The organism is Bacillus sp. NEAU-CP5 (genome assembly GCF_026420705.1).
Taxonomy (GTDB): Bacteria; Bacillota; Bacilli; order Bacillales; family Bacillaceae; genus Bacillus; species Bacillus velezensis.
This window is the reverse complement of the sequence record NZ_JAPMOV010000001.1, coordinates 636,802-658,416: the sequence shown is the minus strand read 5'-3', so window position 1 is coordinate 658,416 and position 21,615 is coordinate 636,802. Positions and strand designations below refer to the sequence as shown.

Here is a 21,615-nt window from a genome sequence, read left to right as displayed (position 1 = left end):
AAAACAAATTATTTTATTAAGGTCAGACAAAAAGAAGAGAAATTTTGGAAACATTTTTGTTGACATTTTTCATTTTGTTTATTAATGTTTCTCTGTAACGGTTTCTTTTGTAAAAGGATGATTGAATGTATGACGGATAAAACAGAAAACTCATTGAAATTATTTATTGTACTGTCACGTGCGTACCGATCTATTAACGACCATATGAATAAACATATTCATAAGCACGGTCTGAACCCGACGGAATTTGCGGTGCTTGAGCTGCTGTACCACAAAGGCAACCAGCCGCTTCAGCAGATCGGCGACAAAATTTTATTAGCGAGCGGAAGTATTACATACGTTGTTGACAAATTAGAGAAAAAAGAACTTCTCATCAGAAAAGCCTCGCCGACTGACAGAAGAGTGACTTTCGCGCAGATTTCTGAAAAGGGAATCCGTCTTTTGGACGATATTTTCCCTGATCATGCTGAAGAAATTAAGGAAATGATCAGTGTGCTGAGTGATGAAGAGATAGAAATGTGTACGGAAATGCTGAAAAGAGTGGGGTTAAACGCAAAACATTTTCATCAGAAATAAAAAAGGAAGCCATTTGAAAGGCTTCCTTTTTTATATTACTGATTTTGGTCAGTCGCGGCGTTTCTAGGCTGTATCAATACCTCGACGCGCCTGTTTTTGCTGCGACCTTCAGCGGTTTTGTTTGACACGGCCGGTTTATACTCTCCGAAACCTTTGGCGCTGAATACTTTTGCGTCAAGTTTCGGGTTTTCTGTCAGAATAGCCATGAAGTTGACGGCCCGCATGACGCTTAAATGCCAGTTAGATTGATATTGTGAGTTTTTAATCGGCACATTGTCCGTATGTCCGCTGATGATAATGTTCCTCGGCGGATTCAGCACAAGGAGATTCGAGATTTCCTTGGCAAGCGGAATATCTTCCTGACGGATATCCGCCCGTCCGGAATCAAAAAAGATACTGTCTTTAATCGTAATTAAGAGTCCTTCTTTAGTCAGCTTTGTTTCCAGCTGAGTTTCAAGCTTTTTATTTTTTATAAATTGATTGACTTGCTTTTGCACGCCTTCAAGTTCTTCGCGGTCGGCTGCTTCTCTTTCTTTCTTTTTCTGTTCTTTATCTTTTTCCTTGTCTTTTTTTAACTGATCAACGCCGTCTTTTTCGTTTTCAGGAGGGGTGACGCTTGAATATTCAAGAACACCCGTGCCTCCGGTAAACACGGCGTTAAATGATTTAGACAGCATTTGGAATTTCGCCGCATCGACCGAGCTCATGGCGAACAATACAATGAACAGAGCCAAAAGAAGGGTGAGCAAATCCGCGTACGGGATCAGCCAAGACTCATCCACATGCTCGTCATCATGCTTCTTCTTCTTTTTTCTCGCCATTGTTTGTCTCTCCTTCTTGTTCAGCGACTTTTGCGCGTTCATTCGCAGGAAGATACATGAGAAGTTTTTGTTCGATCACTTTAGGGGCCTGTCCTTCAAGCACTGACAGAACGCCTTCGATCATGATTTCACGCAGTTTGACTTCCTGCTTTGATTTGCGTTTCAGTTTGTTGGCGAAGGGATGCCATAGTACATATCCTGTGAAAATCCCGAGAAGGGTGGCGACAAACGCCGCACTGATGGCATGTCCGAGCGCCTCGGTATTGTTCATGTTGGAAAGAGCGGCGATAAGGCCGATGACCGCACCCAAAACGCCGAGTGTCGGCGCATATGTGCCGGCTTGTGTAAAGATGGCTGCGCCGGCCTGGTGTCTGTCTTCCATCGCTTCAACTTCCTCAGTCATAATATCTCTGATAAATTCTGCGCTTTGTCCGTCAACCGCCATGCTCAGGCCGTTTTTCAAAAATGCGTCATCCACGTCTTCAATGCTTGCTTCCAATGCGAGCAGACCTTCACGTCTGGCGATTTGCGCCCATTGAGAGAACATAGGAATTAATTGCGCAATTGTCAGCTGTTTGTTTTCTTTAAACAGCACTTTAAAAAGGGCAGGTACTTTTTTGATTTCTTTTCCGGGGAATGCGATGATCACCGCAGAAATCGTACCGAACAAAATAATCAGAATAGCTGCCGGGTTAGCGAGTGCGCTTAAGCTGACCCCTTTCAGCACCATGCCCACGCTTAAAGCAATCAAGGCGAGGATGATACCGATAATCGATGTTTTATCCATAGTTTTCACCAAATCCTTTATACTAGCTTTCTATGGTTAATATCGGTGGCAGTGCATGGAACTTTAGGGTGATTGAGAAATTGTTCCCGAATTCTTCACAGTTTCTCCCTTCCGGCATGGAGAAAGAAACAAAAAAGCGGCTCCCCGCAAGGAGGGAACCGCTTTTTTCTTATTGTGCCCGGACTTTGATGCCGTCCTCTTCCATTACGACATGGAAGGCTTTTATTTCGTTGTCATCCAATAAGAGATCTGTCATTTCGTCCTCGATCAATTCTTGGATGGTTCTTCTGAGCGGGCGTGCTCCGAAAGCTGGGTGGTAGCCGATTTCAGCGATTTTTTCTTTCGCATCATCTGTGACGTTCAGGCTGATGCCGCGCTCTTTTAATGTGTCTTCAAGCTCTGTGAGAAGCAGGCTGACGATTTTCACGAGATGTTCTTTTTTCAGGGATTGGAATTCAATAATGCTGTCAAACCGGTTTAAAAACTCCGGTTTGAAGAACGCGCTCAGTGAATCAATCAGCGTTTGTTCTTCCAGGACGCTCTCTTCAGATTGGAATCCGACTTTCACCTGTTTTTCGCCGGTTCCAGCGTTGCTTGTCATAATCAAAACGGTATCTTTGAAGCTGACCGTTCTGCCCTGGCTGTCTGTCAGACGGCCGTCCTCCATAATCTGCAGAAACATATGCTGGACATCAGGGTGGGCTTTTTCAATCTCATCGAGCAGCACGATGCTGTACGGATTGCGGCGCACTTTTTCCGTTAATTGCCCGGCTTCATCGTGTCCGACATATCCCGGCGGTGAACCGATAATTTTTGATACGGCGTGTTTTTCCATGTATTCACTCATATCGAGACGGATAATGGAATCTTTTGTACCGAACAGTTCATCTGCGAGTGTCTTTGATAACTCGGTTTTTCCGACTCCGGTCGGTCCGACAAAGAGGAAGGAGCCGACAGGTCTGTTTTTGGATTTTAAGCCGGCGCGGCTTCGTCTGACCGCTTTCGCCACTTTTTTCACGGCTTTTTCCTGACCGATGACGCGCTGATGAAGATGCTCTTCAAGTTCCTTCATTTTGACTTGTTCATCAGCCTGGAGTTTTCCGACCGGAATGCCTGTTTTCTGTTCAATGATGGCTTGAATATGCTCCGCCCCGATTTCAGGTGAAGAGGCCGGTGTTTCATGCGCCAGCTGCTTTTCCAACGCCGCTTCTTCATCACGCAGTTTCGCGGCAAGCTCATAATTTTCTTCATGAAGCGCTTTTGTTTTCTCCGCGTCAATTGCTTTGAGTCTCTCAGCCGCATCTTCTTCATTTACGGTATCAAGCTCCAGGTTCGCCTTAGAGCCGGCTTCATCTAATAAGTCGATCGCTTTATCCGGCAGGTGGCGGTCCTGAATGTAACGGGATGAAAGCGTAACACAGGCGTTTATCGCTTCATTGCTGAATGTGACGCCGTGGTATTTCTCGTATTTATCTTTAATGCCTTCCAGAATGCTGATGGCTTGTTCTATTGTAGGCTCGTGAACCATGACAGGCTGGAAGCGTCTTTCAAGCGCCGCATCTTTTTCAATCTGGCGGTACTCTTTCAGCGTTGTCGCCCCGATGACCTGCAGCTCGCCTCTGGCAAGCGCCGGTTTCAGGATGTTCCCGGCATCCATTGATCCCTCGGCAGAGCCGGCGCCTACAAGAAGGTGAATCTCATCAATGAACAAGATAACGTTTTTCCGTTCTTTTAATTCGTTCATTAATTGTTTCATTCTTTCTTCAAACTGGCCTCTGATCCCTGTATTGGCGACGAGAGAAGCGACGTCAAGCAGGTAAAGCTCTTTGTTTTTCAATTTGTTCGGCACATCGCCTTCAGCGATTTTAAGCGCGAGGCCTTCTGCAATAGCCGTTTTACCGACGCCTGGCTCACCGATCAGCACCGGATTGTTTTTATTCCGGCGGTTCAAAATTTCAATTACGCGCGCCACTTCATTATCGCGGCCGATCACAGGGTCAATCAGACCTGCTTTTGCGCCGTTTGTGACGTTTTGAGCGAGCTCGTCGAGCAGGCCTTTTTCAGGGCCGGCCTGCTGTTTATTTTGATTGGGAGCGAAACCTTGCTCAAACGGGAATCCGAATGATTGCGGCCCCATGCTCATAGACGGTTTTCGGGTTAATTCTGTATAACATGTTTCACATAAAACGAATTGTTTTTGAATGGAATTGACTTGCATGTTCAGGCGAATCGTCGCCTCGTTTTTCTGACAATGTTGACAACGCATTTGCCAAAACCTCCTCGAAAAATGTTTGATCATCTTTGACCAAATGGATTAGAAAATAAGGTCTTAACTTTGACCTTCTTTGATTAATAGTATACTTTGACCTTCTTTGACTTTCAAGTGTTTTGTTTCAAACCCCGAAAAATAAATGTTTACAGCATGATAAGTGATATTCGTGAGGTTTGATTATTTTTGACCAATATAGTCAGAAAGGAAATGAAATACTTTGACCTTTCTTGATGAAGAGTATACGCCGGCCCTTTTTTTCTTTCAATATTTTTGCTTGGAGGAGAGAGCTGAATCTGTTTCTCAGGGGAAGAGCGATTTGTTCGTCTTTTCAGGCGACTTGTCTCATAAGCATATATAAAGGCCTGGACAAATCTGCGCTTAGCCGGAGGGTGAAATGGGACAAACAAAAGGTTCTGCGAGTCAGCTTGCATTTGTATACGTAGGCACAGTTGTAGGAGCCGGTTTTGCCACGGGACGGGAAATCGTTGAGTTTTTTCTGAAGTTTGGCTGGATCGGTCTGTTGGGTATCGTGTTAAGCGGTCTGATGTTTACATATTTAGGCGCCAAAATCATGATCATTTCCAAACGGATTCACGCAGCATCTTATCAGGAATTGAACACATATTTATTCGGCCAGTCCATCGGCCGCGCCGTAAACATGTTTATGATGTTTATATTGCTGGGAGTGACCTCTGTCATGCTGTCCGGAGCGGGAGCGCTGTTTCATGAACAGCTTGGCTGGCCCGCACAAGCGGGGATCCTTCTGACGATCGTACTGAGCTTTGCCGTCATGACAAGCGGCGTTAAAGGTGTGTTCGGCGTCAATATATTGGTTGTGCCGCTTTTAATTTCTTTCTCTTTTATCGTGACAGCTGATTCATTTGTATTTACAAGCACGAGAAACGCGGACGAATGGGTATGGCCTGACAAGTGGAATTGGCTTTTGTCCGCCGTCTCTTACGGCGCGTTAAATTTATCGCTCGCCCAAGCCGTCCTTGTGCCGCTTGCGAATGAAATGTCTTCAGAGAAGGTGATCAGAAGGGGGGCTTATATAGGCGGCATTCTGTTGACACTGGTGCTTGCCGCGAGCTTTTTATCATTATCGGTGCTGCCGGATGTGCTGGAGTTTGACATTCCGATGGCTCAAGTTGTCTATTCGTATTCGCGTTCGCTTCATATCATTTATTTGTTTATTATTTTCGGGGAAGTGTTTACGTCGGTCATCGGCAATTTATACGGATTGGAAAAACAATTAAACAGTTTTCTTCATATAAGAAGTACATATATTTACGGCGGCATTTTGGCGTTTGCTTTCATTATCAGCCAAATCGGCTACGGACAGCTGATTTCCACCGTTTATCCGGTGTTTGGATATGTGAGCCTCGCTTTCATCGGCGCATTAATTTGCAAAAAAATCCCGAAAGAAAAATAAGGATATAAGGAAAATGTCTGTATTTTTTGGGAATTCCCCTTCTTTTTTCCTGGCATTTCTGTATAATGAATTGGGAAATGATGGGGAGGAGTAAGAGATGAAAGCTCGACGTGTATTATTGGGATTTATTTTTATTTGTATCGGCATTGCGTTTTTTTTACAGAAGGCGGGAGTTATACATATATCCGCAGGTTCGGCGTGGCCGTTTCTTTTCATTATAATGTCCGCAGGGTTTCACGCCGGATTTATTTTTGCGAAAAAAACGCCTGACCAGGCGGGACTGCTCGTTCCGGGCGGTATGTTTCTTGTGCTGGGCTGCCTCTTTTGTTTTGAGACCGCAACAGGATGGACGTATTCAGGCGTGACGTGGCCTGTTTATATATGGGCGCCTGCTCTCGGTCTGTTTGAGCTGTGGTATTTCGGCGGGAGGAAGTTAGGTGTATTGATTCCTGCTTTCATCCTGACAGCCGTGGGAGCACTATGCTTTGCCGGTATGCTGATGACGGGGCTGTGGCCGCTTTTGATCATCGCAGCCGCGCTTTTGTTTCACGCCGCTGCCTTTATGCAGCCGAAAAAAAGATCGGGCCTTCTTATTCCGGGCGGCATTTTGCTTGTGACGGGCGGGTTGTTATGGTTTGAAACGCTGACGGATTGGACATACGCAAATGTGACATCGCCTGTCTACCTCTTTGCCGTTGCGTTCGGCCTGTTTGAAGCCTGGCTGTTCGGCAGAAGGCAAAGAGGGCTTTTGACTGCTGCTGCGGTTCTGTGCGCCGCGGGCATTTTCGCCATATTCACCACTGCAAATGAAGTCATCAGCGAACGCGGCTGGCCCGCTCTCATTCTTTTGCTGGGCGCCGCTTTTCACATTCCGATTTTCGGCCCGAAACCTGTCAAAAACGCGGGACTTCTCGTACCGGGCGGCATCTTATTGATTACGGGGATCTTGTTTGTCTTTGAAACGGCAACCAATTGGTCCTACTCCGGTGTGACATGGCCTGTTTATCTGCTTGCAACGGCATTCGGTTTATTTGAGCTGTGGCTGTTCGGCGGGAAAGAGAAGGCGCTGCTCATCCCGGTTGCGGTGCTGACCTTGACAGCACTTTCTTTTATGATGACGAATCAGCCGATCATTCCGGTTTCTGTTTTCTGGCCTGCTTTATTTGTTCTGATCGGGATTGCGCTGATGGTATTTCCCGGGAAAAAACGCGGGGCTTAATCCCGCTTTTGCAGCCTGACACAGGGTTCAGGCTGTTTTTTTATTGTCACGGGAAACAACATTATGGTATGATAGCAAAAGTGAAAAAAGAAGAAAATCCGTATTGATGCGGGAGAGGTTCTAGCTACACCCTCTATAAAAAACTAAGGACGAGCTGTATCCTTGGATACGGTTTTTTTATGTTTTTTAGGGCGCCTTCTCCGAAAAAGGCGCTTTTTTTATGGAATGATAGATAAGGGAGAGAAAGACATGAAAAAAGAAAAAGCAGTTGTGGTGTTCAGCGGAGGCCAAGACAGCACGACTTGTTTATTATGGGCTTTGCAAAACTTTGAAGAAGTGGAAACCGTTACATTCCATTATAATCAGCGTCACCAAGAAGAAATCGATGTGGCAAAATCGATTGCTGAAAAGCTCGGTGTCAAAAATCACTTGCTTGATATGTCTCTTTTAAATCAGCTCGCGCCGAATGCGCTGACAAGAGATGATATCGAAATTGAAGCGAAGGACGGGGAACTGCCGACAACCTTTGTACCGGGACGCAACCTTGTATTTTTATCCTTTGCATCGATTCTTGCATATCAAATCGGCGCGCGCCACATTATCACCGGTGTTTGCGAGACTGATTTCAGCGGCTACCCGGACTGCCGTGACGAGTTTGTCAAATCCTGCAACGTCACCGTCAACCTGGCGATGGAAAAGCCGTTCGTCATTCATACGCCGCTTATGTGGCTGAACAAAGCAGAAACGTGGAAACTTGCGGATGAGCTCGGCGCGCTTGATTTTGTAAAGAATAACACACTGACTTGCTATAACGGCATCATTGCGGACGGATGCGGCGAATGCCCGGCATGCCTGCTCCGCAATAAAGGATATGATGAATATATGAAAATGAAAGGAGAGCGGAACTAATTGCTTTCTCAAATTTACCCGCAGGTTCAGCATCCTTATTCGTTTGAGTTGAATAAGGATATGCACATTTCAGCCGCGCACTTTATTCCCCGCGAAAGCGCCGGAGCGTGCAGCAGAGTCCACGGGCACACGTATACAGTAAATATTACAGTTGCGGGGGATGAACTGGACGATTCAGGCTTTCTCGTGAATTTCAGCGTGCTGAAGAAATTGGTGCACGGCGCTTACGATCATACATTGCTGAATGACCATGACGAATTTTCTGAAGATGACAGATATTCACTGCCGACGACCGAGGTCGTGGCCAAAACGATTTACGATAAGGTGCAGTCCTACCTTGAAACACTGGAGAATCAGCCGGTCTGCGTGCAGATTTTTGTCAGGGAAACCCCGACAAGCTATTGCGTATACCGCCCGAAAAAAGGTGATAGGAATGGCTAAAGGAATTCCGGTATTAGAAATTTTCGGACCGACGATACAAGGGGAGGGCATGGTTATCGGCCAGAAAACCATGTTCGTCCGCACGGCGGGCTGCGACTACTCCTGCAGCTGGTGCGACTCCGCTTTTACATGGGACGGCTCAGCCAAAAAAGATATCCGCTGGATGACGGCGGAAGACATTTACCGCGAGCTGAGAGAAATCGGCGGAGACGCCTTTTCCCATGTCACCATCTCAGGAGGAAACCCGGCGCTGTTAAAGCAGCTTGACGCGCTGATTCTGCTGCTGAAAGAGCACGGGGTGCGCGCCGCTTTAGAAACGCAGGGAACGGTCTATCAGGATTGGTTCACAATGATTAACGACCTGACGATTTCACCGAAGCCGCCAAGTTCGGGGATGACAACCGATTTTGCAAAGCTCGATCACATTGTGTCTTCGCTTGATGCGGCAGAAAGGCTTAACGCGGTCAGCTTAAAGGTCGTCATTTTTAATGATGAAGATCTGCAATTCGCGAAAACCGTGCACAAGCGGTATCCGAATATCCCGTTTTATCTTCAGGTCGGAAACGATAACGTCCATACGACGGACGACCGGGCATTGATCGCACATCTGCTCGGAAAATACGAATCACTCGTTGATAAGGTTTCAGCCGATTCGGATCTGAATCTCGTCAGAGTCCTGCCTCAGCTGCATACGCTGCTTTGGGGCAATAAACGGGGAGTTTAATAGAAAGGGAGATTTATATGACAAGAAAAGAATCAGAATTAGAAGGAGTTACGCTCCTGGGGAATCAAGGGACAAACTATTTATTTGAATATGCGCCGGAGGTTTTGGAATCATTTCCGAATAAACACGTGAACCGTGATTATTTCGTTAAATTCAACTGCCCGGAATTTACGTCACTTTGCCCGAAAACGGGACAGCCGGACTTTGCAACCATCTACATCAGCTATATTCCGGACGAAAAAATGGTGGAAAGCAAATCGCTGAAGCTGTATCTTTTCAGCTTCCGCAACCACGGAGATTTCCACGAGGACTGCATGAACATCATCATGAATGATTTGATCGAATTAATGGACCCCCGCTACATTGAAGTATGGGGCAAATTCACGCCTAGAGGCGGAATCTCCATTGACCCGTATACAAACTACGGCAGACCGGGAACAAAATATGAAAAAATGGCCGAACATCGGATGATGAATCATGATATGTATCCGGAGACGATTGATAATCGGTAATTATTCCGTTGTGTGATACGGAGTGTGAAACGAAGTGGAGTCACAGTAAAATCCGAACATTCAGTGCTAATTTTCAGCGGAATTGTGACCGAGTCACAGCGAATTGTGACCTGAGGTGCAACCTGAACTGTGACTTTTATGCAGTGAAAAATTGATAGTACAGAAGCAGATTAAGGCGTACAATTTGTACGTCTTTTCTTTTTTATCCGAAAGAAAAAATGCCTATCTAGAGATCATAGGCATTAAATATTATTATCAATATCTTCATTTATTTTTTGGCTAAGTTTCTGAACCTTCTCTTTAACATTTGAAACAGCTCTTTTTTGAATTTCATCAAAGTTCTCCTGAATATAGTCCATGACACTTCTTATTAGAACTTCACTTTCAAAATTGAATATCTCATTTATTTCTGACTGTTCTTCATCTGTTAGGCGATGGTATTGAAGTTGTTTAGCATTTACTTCAGCAGCTACATCAATCCTAACGTACAATTTCATATTCACCTTCTGCATACTCTTGCTCCGCATAATGGCTTCCCCATTGACAGAGCTCCTGCAAGATAGGTTTAAGAGATTCTCCAAGTTCAGTGGATGAATATTCAACCTTCGGCGGTACTTGATTATACATCTTTCTGCTCACAAGTCCACTGGCTTCAAGCTCTCTAAGTGTTTGAATCAGCATTTTCTGAGTTATATTTGGGATAATGCGCTTTAATTCACTCGTTCTCTTTGGTCCATTCATTAAAAAGTATAATACAATACCTTTCCATTTTCCGCCAATAACTTCCTTTGTCACTTCAAACCCACAGCTAAATTTTTTCATGTCTAAAGCTCTCCATTCCACATTTATTACTTTTTAGTTACTATATCACAAAAAAGTGGGTACTTCCGATAATGTGCTTACTGAAGGATACTATATCTTGTAAGTTGTTCTTCAAGTACTTAAAGGTACTAGACGTAAAATAAAATGAATTCTAAAGGAGTGTTAAGTATGGGTAAATTTGAAGGTAAAATAGCGCTTGTAACGGGTGGAACAAGTGGGATTGGTCTTGCTGCAGCACAAAAATTTGTAAACGAAGGTGCATATGTTTATATCACGGGACGCAGACAAAACGAACTTGATAAAGCTGTTAACCAAATTGGCAAGAACGTAACCGGTGTTCAAGGTGATATTTCTAAGCTTGAAGACTTAGACAAACTATATGACATGATAAAGCAGGAAAAAGGTAAGTTGGACATTCTTTTTGCTAATGCAGGCATCGGCAACTTCCTTCCATTAGGTGAAATTACTGAAGAGCAGGTTGATAGAACGTTCGACATTAACGTTAAAGGAACCATCTTTACTGTTCAAAAAGCGTTATCACTATTCCCGGACAAAGCAGGTTCTATTATTGTAACGGGCTCTACTGCTGGATCAATTGGCAACCCAGCGTTTAGTGTATATGGAGCATCTAAAGCAGCATTAAGAGCACTAGTTCGCAACTGGATTCTTGACCTAAAAGGTACTGAAATCCGTGTAAATGTGGTTAGTCCAGGAGCTATTCTTACACCTGCATACGATGAGCTTTTTGGTGATGCACTTGAAGGAGCAATGGAAAATACCAGAAATACTGTTCCAGCTGGAAAAGTTGGGACACCTGAAGAAGTAGCAAACGCTGTATCTTTCCTTGCTTCAGACGAAAGCAGTTACTTGACGGGTGTTGAATTGTTCGTAGATGGCGGGCTAGCACAGGTATAATTTCACTGCGCAGAGATGACAAATAGTCCCCAAAAAAGGTTAAAATCAATCGTTTGGTAAGGTGTAAAATTGGTGTGACTTCATGATTAATGTCTAGAGCAAGTACTTATGGGACAAGACTTTGACCTGCCTTTTCTTCCACGAGGACTGCATGAACATCATCATGAATGATTTGATCGAATTAATGGACCCCCGCTACATTGAAGTATGGGGCAAATTCACGCCAAAAGGCGGAATCTCGATTGACCCGTATACAAACTACGGCAGACCGGGAACAAAATATGAAACATCGGATGATGAATTATGATATGTACCCGGAGACGATTGACAACCGTTAATTTTCAGACGGAGTACGGTCTCGGAATATAACCTAAATACCCCCGCCTTTTAAGCGGGGGTATTTTTCGTCTGTGCCGCGCAGCCAAAAAGGTGCATGATATTTGCACAGAACTTCTATAAGGAAAAGAGAGATCATTTGGAGAAAAGAAAAAGACGAGTAAACCCGGGGGGAGTGTACTCGCCGCTTCAATACGTGACGGGTGCTGGATGGCAGCTCGTCTGTTTCATTATAAAATAGGGAACATACGTTTGTAAAGGCCTGCGCTGTTTTTTCTCATTCGGATCGGATCAATTGTAAAGGAATGGTCAGCATGATAGCATGTCCTGTAAAAAGAAGGAGTGTTCGTTATGGAGCCGTTAGAGTTAAACGGTGTAAGGCTGAAAATGTATGATTGTAAAGAAAGTGCGGGTAAAAACGGCCGCATGATTTCATTTGTATTGAAGGTGACCTCTGAAACGTATCATGATATTGCCGTCCTTTTGTATGAAAAAACATTTGACATCAAGGCGCCCGAGCGAGGGCTTGAATTCCGCGGTAAAATAACCAACTACCATACATCCGTCACAAATCTTTACAATAAAGATCAGACCGGTGATTTTTTTGTAGAAATGACGGAGATCTGAGTTCATTTGAAAAAGCTGCCGGGCGGCAGCTTTTGTGCGGGATATGTAAATGGTTCGGATTGTTCGAGGGGGTTTAATAGGAGTCTCTGATGATTTTATAATTCTTATGGTTGACGACAGTGAGGGAATCTAATTCAAGATCACGATAATTATCCATGATGGTTACATCAACGATGACGGAATTTTCATTTACTTTTTCAACAATACCGGTTAATCCGTTTTTAAATTCAATGACGTTTCCAACCTTAGCAATTTTCACGAGCTTCCTCTCCTTTATCATAAATCCTGTTTGAAAATATTTTGCAGTATTTTCTTTAAGAAGTAAAGCGATATGGGTATCAGCCCGCTCAATCATTGTCCCGGCGGGGGAAAGATGGTATATTGATTTTCGGGAAAAAGCCGAGAAAAGGAGGCTGTGTTCGTTGCTGCCTGAGGAAATTTCAGAATCTATCAACCAAATGCGCACCGGTGAAATCAAAGAATTCAGGGTGCAGAAAGAACATTTTCTTGCATTTCGAGCAGTTTTATCGAAGCAGGAAGATTTTAAGCATTTCCGTGGTATTGCACAGCAGGGCGGAGATGTTATCTTCCAGTATTTAGAACAGCCAAGAAGCTGATGGCTCCTCACACTTGAGGAGTCTTTTTTTTGGTTTCAGTTTCTCATTTCATCTGGCTGTAACAGATGTAAACAAAATGTAAAATCCCTCCGATGGATACTTTTACTGCTATTTGGTTAATGTTGTGAAAATGACGGCTGTTTTCCTGCCAATAACAAGGCTGTTAACGAACTTCTTCCATTATAAAAGCTGATTGGGAGCACTGGAAAATCTTTAACCGTGAATTTGCGCACAGCTCTTGTTAAGGTAGTGAAGTATTTAAGGAGGAAATCGTATGACGACAAAATTTGCTGCCTTGGCTGTCTTTTTTCTATGTTTTATGCCTGCATCAAAAATTGAACATACAGAAGCTCTGTTTACTTTTGCGAAGAAGCCAAAGCAAGAACCCAGCACACTGGTTGCTGATTTAAATAAAAAAAGCTCGGTTCCGAAGCTTTCAAAAACGGATCATAAGCATTCTATCCAACCGATAAAGCTGTCATCTCACCAAGAGAAGAAAGCCAAACCGGAAGAGACGGCTTATCAGCCGCCGAAAAAAACGTATTCCCGCGCTGACAGACAACTTCTGTCGCGTCTCGTTCACGCAGAAGCGAAGGGCGAGTCTTATAAAGGGAAGGTTGCGGTAGCCAGCGTAGTGCTGAACCGGACTGAAAAAAACGGCTTCCCGGATACCATTCGGGGCGTGATCTATCAAAGGAATGCATTTGAACCGGTAGCAAACGGAAGCATTAATCAAAAGCCGGATAAGGATTCCATCGCCGCCGCAAATGAGGCGCTTGACCATCCGGGCAGAGAAACGAACGCGTTGTTTTTCTACAATCCGAAAACGGCATCTGACCACTGGATTCGTTCCCGAAAAATTATCGAACGGATCGGCAGACACGTATTTGCGATGTAAGCATAGCGGGATCAAAAATATCCCGGCTATGCTTTTTTCAATTTTGAGAAATTGAAAATATTTTCAGAACTTGTCTCATATGATGATGGAAGAACGAGAGACAAGGAGAGACACCATGAATCGATTTGTGAAAGGGATCATTCTTTTATCCATCGCCGCCTTTTTCGCGGAATGTCTGGAATTTGTCGTGAATATGATACTGGCGCGGGAGCTTGGCGAGCATGGGATGGGACTTTACATGAGCATTCTGCCCACCATTTTTTTAATTATCGTCATCGCCAGTCTGGAGCTTCCGATCTCCATTTCAAAATTCATCGCGGAATCCAATCAGAAGCTGCATGAAAGCATGCTCCGGCATGCCTTCAGAATGACCGCCGTTTTTACCGCGTTTTCAACCGCGGCCGCAAGCATCGCGCTGCCGTTCATTCCTGTATTCGATACGTATCACCCGTTTATTAAAGGGATTGTCATCGGGCTGATTCCAGTCGTCGCTTTTACATCCATCGCCAGAGGTTATTTTATGGGTGTGCAGCAAATGGGAAAAATTGCGGTTGCGAATGTCATGAAAAAAATCATTCAAGTGCTTTGTCTGTTTATCTTTTTTCAATGGTACTCTTTTGAAATTGATATGGCCGTGCTCATTTCATTATTTGTGCTGGTCGCAAGCGATGTCGTGGTGTTCGTTTACTTGTATACGCAGTTTATTTTGGCGCGGAGGGCGCTTTCCGGCCATCAGCACATTCATCTTCGCGGGAAAGACGTGCGGAAACGCCTCCTGGCCGTATCCATCCCGACAACGGGACTTCGTATATTTCATGCGGTGACAAACGCCATTGAACCCTTTTTAGTGAAAGGAGCGCTGCTGGCGTCCGGGGCAGCCGGGACAGCCGCGATTGATCAATACGGCATGCTTGCCGGTGTAGCGATGACAATCGGTTCGTTTCCCGCATTTATCGCCCATTCGCTGATGGTCGTCATGATTCCCAGCATTTCAGAAGCGTATGCGCTGTCCCAATATGATATTGTGCTGAAACGGCTCAGACAAGCGATTTTTATTACATTCGGCTACGGCATTCCGGCAGTCTGGGTCATGTTTCAGTTCGCGGGCCCGCTGACCCATTTGTTTTTTCAGTCTCCGGAAGCGCAGTATTATTTGCAGCTTTTGTGGCCGTTTTTTCTTTTTCATCTGTTTGTGATGCCGCTTCAGGCCTGTCTGATCGGTATCGGCCACGTGAAAACGGCGTTTTATCATAACGTATGGAGCAGCATTGTAGGGCTTTCGATGATGTATGTGCTCGGTTCTATGCCGGAATTGCAAATGCTCGGCATTATACTCGGCATGAATACCGGCATGATTCTTCTGACAAGTTTACATTACGCGACGATCTGCAAAGACCTCGGTGTCTCCGTGTTTTTGACGGGCGGCGGAAGAACAGCGCCCCGGATCGAAAGCTGAAAAGGCTGATACATTTCAATAAGGAAGGGCAAGCTATCCGAAACGCGTGAAAGGAAGATCATATGCATAAAAACCGCCTAATTGTATGTGCAGTCCTTTTGATAGCTGCCGCCGTCTGGATGCCTGAAGCAAAAGCCTCATCAGAAAAACAGGCAGTTCCCGCCGTGTTTCTGATGAAGACGATTGAAGGAGACGAGATATCGATTCCGAATAAAGGGCGGAAAACGATTTTGCATTTTTGGACATCGTGGTGTCCGCCGTGCAAAAAAGAACTGCCGCAGTTCCAAACGTATTTTGAACAGCATCAGTCCGATGATGTAAGCCTTGTAACGGTAAATTTGATGAATGCCGAGCGAAATAAAAATACCGTTCAAAACTTTGTCAGTCAGCACCATCTCACATTCCCGATTGTTCTTGACACGAAAGGCGAGCTTATGAAGGAATACGATGTCATGACGATTCCCACGTCATTTCTGCTGAATGAAAAAGGAGAAATCGAAAAAAAGATCGTCGGTCCGATGACCGCCTCACAATTAAAAGAATGGTCAGAGAAATAAAAAGGTGCGGGAGGAATTCCTCCCGCACCTTTTTTGCATATAATGAACAGCTGAAGAAACACTATTGATAATTATTATCAAAAAGAAATTAAAACAATTATAATTGAAATCTTCCGTCGGCATGCTATAATAAAGAAAACACTGCGATAACACTGTGAAAATGCTGCCTGTCAGGCGGCTGTTTTACTTTTATCGGGGAATTGAAGATGATTTGCGTTCTCAATTAGAGAGGAGAATTCATAATGAATGAACAAGTGATGACACAAACCCATTCACAACAGCACATACAAGAAGAGCGGGCCGGAAAAAAGTGGCTCCAGCATGCAGAACTCATTGCGGCGCTCGTATCCGGCGTCCTTATTCTTGCGGCCTGGTTTTTTACCGAAACAAAAGGCCTGTCCGTCACTTTGTATATCCTTGCCTTCCTGATCGGGGGATTTGCAAAAGCGAAAGAGGGAATTGAGGATACCATTGAGACGAAGGCGTTAAATGTGGAACTGCTGATGATTTTTGCGGCTGTCGGCTCCGCCCTGATCGGTTATTGGGCTGAAGGCGCTGTTCTTATCTTTATTTTTTCGTTAAGCGGCGCGCTCGAAACATATACGATGAATAAAAGCAGCCGTGATTTAACATCTTTAATGAAACTGGAACCGGAGGAAGCGACACTGCTTGCGGACGGACGGGAAAAGCGGGTGCCGGCTGCTGAACTTAAGATCGGTGACATGATCGTCATTAAGCCGGGCGAACGCGTAGCAGCAGACGGGATCATTGAGTCTGGCGTGACGAGCCTCGATGAATCGGCGCTGACGGGTGAAGCGATGCCGGCGGAAAAAACAGCAGGAGATTCTGTGTTTACAGGAACGGTAAACGGAAACGGCTCCTTAACGGTCCGTGTGACGAAAACAAATGAACAGTCTTTATTCAGAAAAATCATCCGGCTGGTGGAATCAGCCCAAAACAGCGTGTCACCGGCTCAGGCATTTATTGAACGATTCGAAAGTGTCTATGTAAAAGGCGTGCTGTTAGCCGTGGCTTTGCTTTTATTCATTCCTCATTTCGCTTTAGGCTGGAGCTGGAGTGAAACCTTTTACAGGGCGATGGTGTTTATGGTGGTCGCCTCCCCGTGCGCGCTTGTCGCTTCTATTATGCCCGCTGCGCTTTCCCTTATCTCAAATGGGGCCCGCAACGGATTATTGGTTAAAGGAAGTGTGTTTTTAGAGCAGCTGGGAAGCGTCCGGATGATCGCTTTTGACAAAACCGGCACGGTCACAAAGGGACAGCCGGCAGTCGCGGCATTTCAAGCTGCGGAACATGTGAGTGAAGATGAGATCATGCAGGCGGTGTATGCGATGGAAAAGCAATCAAGCCACCCGCTTGCAAAAGCGATAGCTGAATTTGCCGAAAGCCGGGGCGCCGCGCCCGCAGGATATCTATCGATTGACGAGACGTCCGGATTCGGTGTTCAGGCTGAAATAGAAGGCGTCAAATGGATGGTCGGAAAAGCGGGGTTTGCAGGTGAAGATGCGGCAGATGCTTTTTTGCAGACATCGGGAAAAGAATTAAAGGATAAAGGTTTTACACTGGTCTTTGTTAAAAAAGATGACCGGATTGCGGGCTGCTTCGCCTTAAAGGATCAAATCCGACCTGAAGCCAAAGCCGTGATGGCTGAGCTTGAATCACTGGGCATTCAAACAGCCATGCTCACCGGCGATCAGTCTGAAACTGCGGCTGCCATTGCAAAAGAGGCGGGCATGACGACGGTTGTTGCCGATTGTCTGCCGGACCAAAAGGCAAAGGAAGTGAAGAAGCTGAAAGAAACGTACGGCACAATCGCCATGGTGGGAGACGGCATTAATGACGCGCCCGCTCTGAAAACCGCTGACGTCGGTATTGCGATGGGCGGGGGAACGGACGTGGCTCTTGAAACGGCTGACTTAGTCCTTATGAAAAATGATCTTCACAAGCTTGTGAAAATGTGCAGACTCTCAAGGAAAATGAACCGGATTATTAAGCAGAATATTGTTTTCTCGCTCTCGGTCATCTGCCTTTTGATCTGCGCTAACTTTCTGCAGGTGATGGAACTGCCGTTTGGTGTGATCGGGCATGAGGGGAGCACGATTCTGGTCATATTGAACGGACTGAGATTATTAAAATAAACATGACAGCCGCACATCGGGCGGCTGTTTTTTTAATGTTCGTTCACAGCATAAACGCCGGAAAACTGATAGAATGAATAAAGAGTCACTTTGGTAAGGAGGAAAAGCAAAAAATGAACAGATTAGAACGTGTTTCATCTTGGCTGAAAAAAGAAGGACATGATGCGGCATTTATACATACAAAGGAAAACGTATTTTATTTAACTGATTTTTACACGGATCCGCATGAGCGGTTAATGGGATTGTTCCTGTTTCAGGAACAGGAGCCGTTTTTCGTTTGTCCGGGAATGGAAGCCGGACAAGCCCGCAGCGCCGGGTGGGAGCATGGTATTATCGGCTACAGCGATCACGAAGATCCGTGGGAGCTGATCAAAGCCGAGCTCACAAAACGAAATGTGCGGCTTGATTCCATCGCGGTTGAAAAGGATTCGATCTCTCTTTCCCGTTCAGAACAGCTCAAACAAGCTTCAGGGGGCGCGGCATTTGTTTCGGCAGAAGAAACGCTCAACCAATTCCGTCTCGTAAAAGATGAGAAGGAAATCAGCATTCTCAGGGAAGCGGCAAAACTCGCGGATTACGGAGTTGAAGTCGGTGTCGCGGCGCTTAAAGAGGGTGTGAGTGAAACCGAAGTACTTGCGCAGATTGAGTTTGAGCTGAAGAAAAAAGGTGTGCAGGGCATGTCATTTTCAACGATGGTGCTGTTCGGGGAAAAATCAGGTCAGCCCCATGGGAATCCGGGTGCAGACCGGTTGAAAAAAGGTGATTTCGTTCTGTTTGATCTGGGCGTTATTCTTGACGGCTACTGTTCAGACATTACGAGAACATTCGCATACCAATCAATCAGCCCGAAGCAGGAAGAGATTTACGAAACGGTGCTTAAAGCTGAACAGGCGGCGCTTCAATTAAGCAAACCAGGTGTCAGAATCGGCGACCTTGATTTAAAAGCCCGCGGCATTATTGAAAAAGCCGGATACGGAGACTATTTCCCGCACCGCCTCGGCCACGGACTCGGGATTTCGGTTCACGAATATCCATCAATGAGCAGCGCGAACGACACACTCCTCAAAGAAGGCATGGTCTACACGATAGAACCGGGGATTTACGTGCCGGATGTCGGCGGCGTGCGCATAGAAGACGATGTGTTTGTCACAAAAGACGGCGCCGAAGCATTAACGCAGTATCCGAAAGAATTAACGATTCTGAAATAGAAAGCTTTGTGATAAAAAAGGACGGTTCTGGAACGCAGCGTCCTTTTTTATCACCTTTTAAATGAAAAAATCATCAAAATGCTGAAATGGTTTGATTTCATGCTTTTCATTCAGGGGCCGCAGGGCAAGGTAACTGCCGCCGAGTATGGCCAGACACAAACCGATTAAGCAAAGAATCCCCATCGCTGTTCTTCTCCTTTCAAACGAATAGGATGTATCTGTTTCTAGCTTACTGTATGAAACGCATTCCAGATCAAGGGAAAAAAGAAAGGGGGGACGCAATGGCTACGATCAGAGACATTGCCGGCGCTGCCGGGGTTTCTGTTACAACGGTATCAAGAGTTTTAAACGATCATCCTTATGTAAGTAAGGACAAAAGAGAAAGAGTGAAAAAAGCGATGCAATCGCTCGGATATACGCGCAACATTCATGCTGTGCATTTATCCAAAGGTTTTTCCGATATGATCGGCGTTGTGCTTCCGTCGGTGAATCTTCCGTATTTTGCAGACCTTGTTGCAGGTATTGCCGAGGCTGCCGAAGCGTCAGGCGTGCATCTTTCTTTATACCAGACAGATTATCAGCAGCAAAAAGAACGTTTTGCTTTATCACAATTACAGGAGCGCCAAGTGGACGGCCTGATTATCTGCTCCAAAGCAATTCCTGATGAGCATCTGCTTACCGTGAAAGAACCGCTCATCCTCTGCCAGTACACTGATGCGGCAGGGCTTTCCTCCATCAGTAATCCGCATCGGGAAGCATTTCGGCACGGTCTGGATTATCTGATAGAAAAGGGACACCGGAAAATAGCGATCAGCCTGGCCAGAAAAAAGGGAAAAAACAGTCAAGTCCGCATCGCCGCATACAAAGAGGCGCTCAAGAAGATCGGACACCCTTACAGGGAAGAGCTGGTTGTGGAAAAGGCGCTGACGCTGCTTGACGGGAAAGCCCTTTTTCATAGATGGAAGAGCTGGGATGACAAACCGACTGCGCTGTTTGCGGCGAATGATCAAGTATCCGCAGGTCTTTACCTTGAAGCCAAGGCAAATGGGACACGCATCCCGGAAGAGCTTGCGATTTTGAGCATCGACAATCATGATATTAGCAAGATGTTAGGTATTTCTACAATAGATATACAAACAAAAGAAATGGGAAAGCAGGCTTTTCACATGCTTGAGAACCGGATCAGCGGCGGGCCTCCGGCAAGGAAAGTTCTTGATTACCGCCTTATTGAACGATCAACCGTCTAAAAAAAGAATTGACGCGCTTTCCGTTCGTTTTGTACGATATGATGTATTGAATGACAAAGGAGCTGAGGATCATGAAGGGGTCCTTTACAGTTGAAAAGGTATTAAATAACAATGTGCTCATCGCAACACATGATAGATACAATGAGGTCGTCTTAATCGGAAAAGGGATCGGCTTTGGAAAAAAACAAGCGGATGTCATTGAAGATAAAGGGTATGACAAGATGTTCATCTTAAAGGATGAAAAAGAACAAAAACAATTTAAAAAGCTCCTCGGTTATGTGGACGAGACACTTGTCGACATCTCCAATGACGTCATTTATCATATCAAGAAGCGGACAAGCCAACCGTTAAATGAGCACATTCATATTGCGCTGACTGACCATATCGCCTTTGCGGTAAAGCGGCTGCAGCAGGGTTTTGACATTAAAAACCCGTTTCTCATGGAAACCGAAACGCTTTATCCGGAAGAATTCCAAATTGCCCGTGAAGTCGTCGGCATGATTAATGAAAAGACGGGAATCTGCCTTCCGGAAGGAGAGATCGGCTTTATCGCTCTGCATATCCACTCCGCCCTGAGTAATCGGCCCCTTTCAGAGGTCAATCAGCATTCACAGCTGATGTCCCGGCTCGTTCAGGTGATTGAGGAATCTTTCCAGATGAAAGTGAATAAAGAAAGCGTCCACTATTTGCGGCTGATCCGGCATATCAGATTTACCATAGACAGGATTAATCGGGAAGAGCAGACAAAAGAACCAGAAAAGTTAATGTTATTATTGAAAAATGAATACCCGCTATGCTACAATACTGCTTGGAAACTGATAAAAATCTTGCAGCAAATACTGAAAAAACCAGTTCATGAGGCGGAAGCGGTTTATCTAACGCTTCATTTGTACCGATTAACCAATAAAATTTCATAATTTCAGTTGAAACCTTAAAAACGTGTCACTGATTCGATCAGGCATGAGTGATTGAGGGTAAAAAACGGGAAGAACGATCCCGTTATTTTGCACACCCTTTTTACTCATGCCTTTTTTGTTGTGTAAAAGGGCAAATGTAAACGGTTAAACTGAAGACTTGCGCCAG

General features: G+C 45.2%; 24 protein-coding genes, 1 pseudogene and 1 riboswitch. Of the genes and pseudogenes, 18 read left to right on the top strand and 7 right to left on the bottom strand.

What is annotated here, in order from left to right:
* Positions 1-129 precede the first annotated feature (129 nt).
* Positions 130-576, top strand: coding sequence for a MarR family winged helix-turn-helix transcriptional regulator (locus OTK50_RS02590; protein WP_003154686.1), 447 nt, complete (start codon positions 130-132; stop codon positions 574-576).
* A gap of 35 nt (positions 577-611) precedes the next feature.
* Here the strand turns inward: OTK50_RS02590 and motB are convergent, their stop codons facing one another.
* From motB to clpE, 3 genes are all read right to left on the bottom strand, one after another.
* Entirely contained in the window at positions 612-1,397 is a 786-nt protein-coding gene (gene motB, locus OTK50_RS02585) for a flagellar motor protein MotB (RefSeq protein ID WP_003154685.1), read from the bottom strand.
* Complete coding sequence (gene motA / locus OTK50_RS02580; RefSeq protein WP_007610974.1) at positions 1,369-2,184, bottom strand: flagellar motor stator protein MotA; 816 nt, start codon at positions 2,182-2,184, stop codon at positions 1,369-1,371. The genes motB and motA overlap by 29 nt, the downstream gene beginning before the upstream one ends.
* A gap of 169 nt (positions 2,185-2,353) precedes the next feature.
* Positions 2,354-4,450, bottom strand: a complete 2,097-nt coding sequence (gene clpE, locus OTK50_RS02575) for an ATP-dependent protease ATP-binding subunit ClpE (RefSeq protein ID WP_032874707.1) — start codon at positions 4,448-4,450, stop codon at positions 2,354-2,356.
* 400 nt (positions 4,451-4,850) lie between these two features.
* Here clpE and OTK50_RS02570 point away from each other — a divergent pair, with 400 nt between their 5' ends.
* From OTK50_RS02570 to queF, 6 genes are all read left to right on the top strand, one after another.
* On the top strand, positions 4,851-5,888 hold the full coding sequence (locus OTK50_RS02570) for a hypothetical protein (protein WP_088462224.1): 1,038 nt from the start codon (positions 4,851-4,853) through the stop codon (positions 5,886-5,888).
* A gap of 97 nt (positions 5,889-5,985) precedes the next feature.
* Positions 5,986-7,107, top strand: coding sequence for a hypothetical protein (locus OTK50_RS02565; protein WP_045207249.1), 1,122 nt, complete (start codon positions 5,986-5,988; stop codon positions 7,105-7,107).
* Positions 7,108-7,215: 108 nt separating this feature from the next.
* A riboswitch (PreQ1 riboswitch) is annotated at positions 7,216-7,260 on the top strand.
* A gap of 96 nt (positions 7,261-7,356) precedes the next feature.
* Complete coding sequence (queC, locus tag OTK50_RS02560; RefSeq protein ID WP_003154679.1) at positions 7,357-8,016, top strand: 7-cyano-7-deazaguanine synthase QueC; 660 nt, start codon at positions 7,357-7,359, stop codon at positions 8,014-8,016.
* A complete protein-coding gene (queD, locus tag OTK50_RS02555) occupies positions 8,017-8,457 on the top strand; it encodes a 6-carboxytetrahydropterin synthase QueD (protein ID WP_007611020.1) in 441 nt (146 codons plus the stop codon).
* Positions 8,450-9,181, top strand: coding sequence for a 7-carboxy-7-deazaguanine synthase QueE (queE, locus tag OTK50_RS02550; protein ID WP_088462223.1), 732 nt, complete (start codon positions 8,450-8,452; stop codon positions 9,179-9,181). The genes queD and queE overlap by 8 nt, the downstream gene beginning before the upstream one ends.
* Before the next feature lie 17 nt (positions 9,182-9,198).
* Positions 9,199-9,693, top strand: a complete 495-nt coding sequence (gene queF, locus OTK50_RS02545; RefSeq protein ID WP_003154673.1) for a preQ(1) synthase — start codon at positions 9,199-9,201, stop codon at positions 9,691-9,693.
* Positions 9,694-9,935: 242 nt separating this feature from the next.
* On the opposite strand, the gene OTK50_RS02540 is transcribed toward queF, so the two are convergent.
* Positions 9,936-10,190 carry a hypothetical protein gene (locus tag OTK50_RS02540; protein WP_088462222.1) on the bottom strand — a complete coding sequence of 85 codons (255 nt, stop codon included), beginning with the start codon at positions 10,188-10,190 and terminating at the stop codon, positions 9,936-9,938.
* Positions 10,174-10,515, bottom strand: coding sequence for a winged helix-turn-helix transcriptional regulator (locus OTK50_RS02535; protein ID WP_088462221.1), 342 nt, complete (start codon positions 10,513-10,515; stop codon positions 10,174-10,176). Before OTK50_RS02535 ends, OTK50_RS02540 begins: the two co-directional genes overlap by 17 nt.
* A 168-nt stretch (positions 10,516-10,683) precedes the next feature.
* On the opposite strand from OTK50_RS02535, the gene OTK50_RS02530 reads away from it, so the two are divergent.
* The 3 genes and pseudogenes from OTK50_RS02530 to OTK50_RS02520 all read left to right on the top strand — a co-directional run bounded on the left by OTK50_RS02530 (position 10,684) and on the right by OTK50_RS02520 (position 12,393).
* Complete coding sequence (locus tag OTK50_RS02530; RefSeq protein ID WP_224224219.1) at positions 10,684-11,430, top strand: SDR family NAD(P)-dependent oxidoreductase; 747 nt, start codon at positions 10,684-10,686, stop codon at positions 11,428-11,430.
* Positions 11,431-11,566: 136 nt separating this feature from the next.
* A pseudogene (locus OTK50_RS02525) lies at positions 11,567-11,768 on the top strand (NADPH-dependent 7-cyano-7-deazaguanine reductase QueF); the annotation flags it as partial.
* A gap of 349 nt (positions 11,769-12,117) precedes the next feature.
* Positions 12,118-12,393: a DUF3219 family protein gene (locus OTK50_RS02520; protein WP_032874712.1), complete on the top strand. Its 276-nt coding sequence runs from the start codon at positions 12,118-12,120 to the stop codon at positions 12,391-12,393.
* A gap of 73 nt (positions 12,394-12,466) precedes the next feature.
* Here the strand turns inward: OTK50_RS02520 and OTK50_RS02515 are convergent, their stop codons facing one another.
* Positions 12,467-12,652 (bottom strand): YkvS family protein, encoded by a 186-nt coding sequence (locus tag OTK50_RS02515; RefSeq protein ID WP_003154669.1) that lies wholly within the window; start codon positions 12,650-12,652, stop codon positions 12,467-12,469.
* A 163-nt stretch (positions 12,653-12,815) separates the two neighbouring features.
* Here OTK50_RS02515 and OTK50_RS02510 point away from each other — a divergent pair, with 163 nt between their 5' ends.
* From OTK50_RS02510 to OTK50_RS02485, 6 genes are all read left to right on the top strand, one after another.
* Positions 12,816-13,010 carry a hypothetical protein gene (locus OTK50_RS02510; RefSeq protein WP_029325879.1) on the top strand — a complete coding sequence of 65 codons (195 nt, stop codon included), beginning with the start codon at positions 12,816-12,818 and terminating at the stop codon, positions 13,008-13,010.
* Positions 13,011-13,284: 274 nt separating this feature from the next.
* On the top strand, positions 13,285-13,908 hold the full coding sequence (locus OTK50_RS02505; RefSeq protein ID WP_007409592.1) for a cell wall hydrolase: 624 nt from the start codon (positions 13,285-13,287) through the stop codon (positions 13,906-13,908).
* A 115-nt stretch (positions 13,909-14,023) separates the two neighbouring features.
* Entirely contained in the window at positions 14,024-15,364 is a 1,341-nt protein-coding gene (locus tag OTK50_RS02500; protein ID WP_007409593.1) for a polysaccharide biosynthesis protein, read from the top strand.
* A 62-nt stretch (positions 15,365-15,426) separates the two neighbouring features.
* Positions 15,427-15,921 carry an endospore biogenesis thiol-disulfide oxidoreductase StoA gene (gene stoA / locus OTK50_RS02495; RefSeq protein ID WP_088462217.1) on the top strand — a complete coding sequence of 165 codons (495 nt, stop codon included), beginning with the start codon at positions 15,427-15,429 and terminating at the stop codon, positions 15,919-15,921.
* A gap of 242 nt (positions 15,922-16,163) precedes the next feature.
* Positions 16,164-18,077 (top strand): heavy metal translocating P-type ATPase, encoded by a 1,914-nt coding sequence (locus OTK50_RS02490; RefSeq protein WP_224224220.1) that lies wholly within the window; start codon positions 16,164-16,166, stop codon positions 18,075-18,077.
* A gap of 113 nt (positions 18,078-18,190) precedes the next feature.
* Positions 18,191-19,285 carry a M24 family metallopeptidase gene (locus tag OTK50_RS02485; RefSeq protein WP_045207260.1) on the top strand — a complete coding sequence of 365 codons (1,095 nt, stop codon included), beginning with the start codon at positions 18,191-18,193 and terminating at the stop codon, positions 19,283-19,285.
* A 57-nt stretch (positions 19,286-19,342) separates the two neighbouring features.
* Here OTK50_RS02485 and OTK50_RS02480 read toward each other — a convergent pair whose 3' ends face one another.
* A complete protein-coding gene (locus tag OTK50_RS02480) occupies positions 19,343-19,468 on the bottom strand; it encodes a hypothetical protein (RefSeq protein WP_257720512.1) in 126 nt (41 codons plus the stop codon).
* 98 nt (positions 19,469-19,566) lie between these two features.
* On the opposite strand from OTK50_RS02480, the gene OTK50_RS02475 reads away from it, so the two are divergent.
* Positions 19,567-20,532, top strand: coding sequence for a LacI family DNA-binding transcriptional regulator (locus OTK50_RS02475; protein ID WP_045207262.1), 966 nt, complete (start codon positions 19,567-19,569; stop codon positions 20,530-20,532).
* A 50-nt stretch (positions 20,533-20,582) separates the two neighbouring features.
* Positions 20,583-21,449 carry a glucose PTS transporter transcription antiterminator GlcT gene (gene glcT, locus OTK50_RS02470; protein ID WP_007611051.1) on the top strand — a complete coding sequence of 289 codons (867 nt, stop codon included), beginning with the start codon at positions 20,583-20,585 and terminating at the stop codon, positions 21,447-21,449.
* Positions 21,450-21,615 lie beyond the last annotated feature (166 nt).